The sequence below is a fragment of the Alteromonas sp. AO-Serp genome (assembly GCF_017849675.1).
Classification (GTDB): Bacteria; Pseudomonadota; Gammaproteobacteria; order Enterobacterales; family Alteromonadaceae; genus Alteromonas; species Alteromonas macleodii.
Map to the genome: position 1 here is coordinate 1 of NZ_JAFLMX010000184.1, position 5,599 is coordinate 5,599.

The 5,599-nt window shown below is 43.5% G+C and carries 7 protein-coding genes; 1 reads left to right on the top strand and 6 read right to left on the bottom strand.

The genetic code is table 11. The features are described from left to right. Window positions 1-539: endonuclease SmrB (gene smrB / locus QVA83_RS12840; RefSeq protein ID WP_287498526.1), on the top strand; the 539-nt coding region annotated here is incomplete at its 5' end. 29 nt (window positions 540-568) lie between these two features. Here the strand turns inward: smrB and QVA83_RS12845 are convergent. From QVA83_RS12845 to QVA83_RS12870, 6 genes are all read right to left on the bottom strand, one after another. Further along, window positions 569-694: a hypothetical protein gene (locus QVA83_RS12845; RefSeq protein ID WP_012517787.1), complete on the bottom strand. Its 126-nt coding sequence runs from the start codon at window positions 692-694 to the stop codon at window positions 569-571. Window positions 695-872: 178 nt separating this feature from the next. After that, window positions 873-1,286, bottom strand: coding sequence for a hypothetical protein (locus QVA83_RS12850; RefSeq protein ID WP_156078075.1), 414 nt, complete (start codon window positions 1,284-1,286; stop codon window positions 873-875). Between the two features lie 98 nt (window positions 1,287-1,384). Beyond that, window positions 1,385-1,843, bottom strand: coding sequence for a hypothetical protein (locus tag QVA83_RS12855; protein WP_014948755.1), 459 nt, complete (start codon window positions 1,841-1,843; stop codon window positions 1,385-1,387). A gap of 283 nt (window positions 1,844-2,126) precedes the next feature. Beyond that, window positions 2,127-2,765, bottom strand: coding sequence for a transglycosylase SLT domain-containing protein (locus tag QVA83_RS12860; protein ID WP_014948754.1), 639 nt, complete (start codon window positions 2,763-2,765; stop codon window positions 2,127-2,129). Window positions 2,766-2,832: 67 nt separating this feature from the next. Continuing rightward, a complete protein-coding gene (gshA, locus tag QVA83_RS12865) occupies window positions 2,833-4,431 on the bottom strand; it encodes a glutamate--cysteine ligase (RefSeq protein WP_156078074.1) in 1,599 nt (532 codons plus the stop codon). Window positions 4,432-4,505: 74 nt separating this feature from the next. Next, window positions 4,506-5,599 (bottom strand): M16 family metallopeptidase (locus tag QVA83_RS12870; RefSeq protein ID WP_287498527.1); only part of this gene is annotated, 1,094 nt, incomplete at its 5' end.

Below are 5,599 nucleotides of genomic sequence, written 5' to 3' on the forward strand. Positions count from 1 at the left end.
ATACCGAGGAAGAGACCTTTTCATTTGCCGATGCTATGCAGGGAGTGACGCCTTTATCACAGGATAAAGTTGAGCCTGATAAGCAAGTTGAATTATTTAAGAAGTCGCAGCAGGTAAAAGGTAAACACCTAAAACACAGCAAGCAATTAGCGGCAAGCTTCGACTTTTCTGATATGTACCAGGCAGCGTTGCCGCAAGAAGGGCCCATGCGCTTTTGCCAAGAAGGTGAGTCTACGCATATTTTGAAGCAGCTGCGCCGTGGCGACTACTCGCCAGAAATGACGTTAGATTTACATGGCCTTACCCGAGAGATGGCAAAAGCCGAGCTTGCCGCACTTATTCACACGGCAAGAAAAGAACTGATAGATTGCGTGTGTGTAATGCATGGTTTTGGTCAGGGCGTGCTAAAAGCCGCCCTGCCCCATTACTTAGTTCAGCACCCACACGTACGTGCATTTCATCAAGCGCCCCTCGAATACGGTGGACAAGCAGCACTATTGGTACTCATCGACATACCGCTTCAAAACAACAAGCGTTAATTTGCACCTAGACAGCCATACATGGTGACTTATTTGTCTTCATCTGCACTGTTGTGCATAAACAAATAAGTGTAATACATCATCATCGCTACAATAATGCCTATACCGAGTAGTGAGCCCCATACTACGGGGTCTTTCATCATAGTCCACAACATAAGTAATCTCCTCTTCAACTAAGTAAATAGTAGAAGAGGCGTTAGATAGAGGATGTGATCCAGATCAAATTCGATTTCTAGTCGTTAGCTGTCGGCCTAATTATTTGATCCAGGTCAACATACAGTTAATACGAATCCACATATTCGTCGCGCCATCACAATTGGGGCTTTGCCATACTTAGTTGTAACGATTGAATATGTTCAGGTCTCCCTCATAACCAAGCAACGCCTCCGCATTACGGCACAGCTGCTCCATCGACTCACTAACTTGTATATCAAAATTGGGGGGTGTTGCTCGAAGACTGTGTTGAAAGATTTTGGCGTTTACATGGTTCGCAAGCAAAAGAAACCCCAAACATCCATACGTTCGCAGAAAGGGAAGTCGTGAGCAAAGTTGAGATGCGGCAGTATGTGTAATCGTTAAACTTTTATCGGGTATAGATAGAATTACCCACTTATCAAGTTTCTGACCCTCTCTTGCGATATTCCTAAACCACCCGTCGACAACGCTATCGTCGTATACATTGCTTGGTATATCGAATAGCACATTGTTGACGTTGAAAAAACGGTATTGATGCTGACTACCTACCATGGCTACCTCCTGTTATGCCTTCATTCAATTGATAGAGTGGAGCACTGAGCAAAGATCAGTTTTAACAGGGCGAGTTCGCCTAGTTAGGGCTGTTATGGCTATCGTCTGGCATTATTGAACTGATTAACATTGTGGGCCTGCAGACAAGCAAGTACTTTTTCACTCAACCACAGTGTTGCCTGAGCAGTGTCGTCAAAGTATTCGAATGCTAGTGTTGAAGATTCATAAACACGAGACCAAAACTTCTTTTGCATTGCCACACCTTCTGGTTCATGAAGCACCACTGCCGTGGCGATTAGTCCCAATGCTACGGCTTTACTAACAATTTCTTGCCCAGCGTTAGTAGCCTCCATGGGCGCAAGTGCTAGACCATGCACATTTACTAAGCTTCCCCAACACGGTGTATCAATATTCTTTCTTTGTGCGCCAACCACACGCTCATACTTTTGCATGAACTCAAGATTAAACGGACCTACTAAGTCTATATGTAGAATATTTTGCTCTGCTTGAAAATGAGCGTGAACTTCTCCATGCGCACTAAACTTGTCTATATCCATACGTTCCTCCACTTGAAAAGTATAGAACAAGATTAGGGCCAGATAAATTTGTTGCATATTGAGGGATAGAATTAATTCACAAAAAGGTATTGCAAATCATTCTCATTTACACTATCTTGTAAATGCCTGTTCGACGTTGGGTAAAAAACGGTCTTGGCTTAGCGTCGCTGAGGGATAGACGCCCGTCTATCCCTCAATTTTTTTCTTCAATATATTTTTCTACTTATTTTAATCAACGTTCATAGACGCATAAAAAAAGCGACGATAACGTCGCTTCTTTAATTTAGCTAAACAGCTTCATAAACCAACCTTTTTGAAGATCTTCCTCGCAGGTTTTAAGTTGCGTAGCATAGCGCAGCGAGCGCGCTTTAACTTTTGACGCCACTTTCTTCAGCCACGGCTTTCTATCATAGCTTCTGCGTTTGTACCCGCCCCATCCTTCGTGATAGTTAAGGTATTGCGCGTAGGCGTCCCATTTAGAAATACCGTTCACTTTTTGCGACTTGTAAATAAACCATCCCATAAAGTCGATAGCGTCCTCGAAATCATCACGATCCGCACCACTGTTATCTGTTTCTCTCATATAGTCAGACCAGGTAGGTGTTTTCGCTTGTGAATAGCCATAAGCCGAACTAACACGCCCCCAAGGAATAAGCCCGAAGAAAACGTAATCACGCGGTGGAAGCGCATCGTGGCGGAAGGAACTTTCTTGATACATCATGGCCATTGGAACATGTATAGGCACACCCCATTTATCGCGGGCATCAGCAGCTGCATCATACCAATCGTCCTTTTCGTAGAATATTTCGCATAAATTACTGATGTCTTTAGGAGGCGTAGTTGCACACCCAGCGATAAACAGCGGAAAAAGAACGATGAGAGTTGATAAAAAAACAACCAATTTTTTGAACTTTTGGTTCATAGCTTGTCTTAACTAATGTTCTAGTAAAATGTGTGTTTCCCTGGAACCCTTCGATGCCTGACCTATGTCAGGCATTTTTTTTTGCTGGGGCCTCAGCGAAATAATCACGAATAAATGTATCAAAGTCTTTAACATCAGCAGCTTCTATTTCTTTTTGAGCAGCAAACGACACGTCAGCTTGGGCAGCAAAACCAGCAGCATCCGTATCCGTGTATTCAAAAGACTTCATCTCAGCTTGATAAGCTTGTGCCAGTTCTAAGCCCAACACGCCATTATCTTTGTCACTTTCTAGCAAAGTAGCAAGTAGTTTACCTGACGGTGTTAGCGCCGGATCCGCCACTTTTTCAGCCTCGACGTTCACCGCTTGTGTATAACGCGACGTATCATTGGCTAAATCGAGTAATTCGGCCGCTTGCTCGAAGGACTTAAACAGAGAGGCACACCATTTAGGTAGTGAAATATTTTCTCCGCCATTTTGCAGGAGCAAATCAGGGTTTCGCCCTTCTAACACTACTTTATTCATATTCTCTTTAGCTTCTTTAAGCTGCGCTTCGTCAAGTTCTGCACTTGGCATTAGTAAGCACGCCACTAAGAAAACATCTAAGAAATCGAATTGCGTCTGTGAAATACCAATTGCCGAAAATGGATTTACATCTAGAGCGCGCACTTCAATGTAGCTGATACCGCGTCTAACCAAAGCGTCTGTTGGCTTTTCCATTGACTGAGTGGGCTGCTTAGGGCGTATAGGCGAGTACAGTTCATTTTCAATTTGAATGATGTTGCGACTTAACTGTTGATAATTGCCCTCTTCGCCTGCAGCAAACTGGCTGAACCGGGATGACGGCGTATTCATCGCATCGCGCAGCAAGGTGACATAGTTGTCTAGCTTATTGTAACAAATCTTAAGCGACGATTGCTCTGCACTTGTGTAGCCTAAATCACTCATGCGAAGTGATGTCGCGTATGGCATGTATACCGTGCCCTTACCTACCTTTTTAAAAGGTAACGCATGCTGCTTTCCTTTTAAAAACGATCCACATAATGCAGGGGATGCACCGTACAAATAAGGAATAAGCCAACACAACCTGCGGTAGTTGCGGATAAGCCCAAAATAATCGGCTGAAGTCTGCTCTTGAGAATGTTCTTTTCCGTTCAGTTCAGCCCATAGCTTCCAAAACGTTTCGGGAAGAGAAAAGTTGAAATGCACGCCGGCAATTGCCTGCATCATACTGCCGTAGCGGTTTTTCAGACCAATGCGATATACACGCTTCATCTTGCCCACATTTGACTCACCAAAATAGGCGATGGGAATGTGCGCTTCATCATCTATAAAGCATGGCATACTTAGCGGCCATATTTGCTCTACACCAATATTATCAATAACGAATTTATGGATATCTTTTAACTGAGAAATCGTTTTGGCAGCACTGTTTTCTGGCGGCGTAATGAATTCAAGCAACGATTCAGAAAAGTCTGTGGTGATTGAATCATGGGTTAGCGCAGATCCCAGCGGTTTAGGATGGGGTGTTTGTGCCAACGTACCGTTCGGGTTTATACGAAGGGCTTCGCGCTCAACGCCGCGCTTAATATCTTTTAGCGCAGCGAGAAATTCGGGTGACTTAAGCGCAGCAATGCGCGCTTCAAAACGGGATGAGTCTACAGTCAAAATGGTGGTCCGTTATGTCAATATAGCCCCCTGTTATGGGGGGCAATAATGTAAATTCAACAAAAATCAATCTATCAGTTTAACGTTTCTCGGGTATTACTCTCTACTGATAACTCGATAATTGGCATCGATAGCGCGTTTAACTGAGGCAAAATTTTAGCTTTATCGCCTACTACAATAATTTGCATCTTATCAAGATTCAAATATTGCTTTGCCAAGGTATCCATCGTTTTCTTATCAATATTGTTGATAATAGCAAGCTGCTCTTCACGATAGCCTTTATCAAGACCATAGCTAAGCAATTGCCTTAAAAAGCGCGCTTTACTGGTAGGTGTTTCAAATTCAAGTGCGTCGCTTAACGTAAAGGCATTGCGCATGAACGCAATTTCTTCCTCGGTTACACCTTCAGTGCGGTAGCGATTAATCTCTTTTAAAATTTCAGCGATACCTTCACCTGTGTTAGCAGCAGTGAGATCGGTACTTGCTTCAAACCAGCCAAGGGTTTTGCCACCAACGAAACCACTATTTGCTCCATAGGTGTAGCCTTTATCTTCTCGAAGGTTCAGATTTATGCGGCTATTAAATGCTCCCCCTAATGGGAAGTTCATAAGGCGAGACTTAAAGTGATCGCCTGTCGCATCAAAAGGTAAACTTCTATCAACAATAAATACTACCGACTGAACCGCTTCTGGGCTATCCACTAGGAAAATTTGGTTTTCTTCGTACTTGGGAAAGTCGCTGTAATCAGCAAATTCATATGTATTCCCCTTCCACTGACCAATAAAGTCTAGTGTATTCACCATGTCTTTTTTCAGTAAGTTACCAACAACGACGATACTCGCTTTATCTGGCGAATAGTAATTGACATAAAACGTTTTAACATCTTCCAACGTGATATTCTGCACAGTTTGCAGCGTGCCTTCATCCGGCAGGCTCACACGGTTCTCTTCACCAAACAAAACGAGGTCACGCGCGCGGCGGGCTAAGCTAGACGGCGTTTTCGCTTGCTGCTGTAAGCCTTGTACAACACGCTCTTTCATGCGGTCGAAATCTTCTTGAGTGAACGCAGGGTTGAACAACTTTTCTTTTAGCAGCGCTAAGGTTTCATCTAAATGCTTTGTTAAGGTAGAAACGTACACTTGTGAGTATCTACCTGCAGTACTAAATC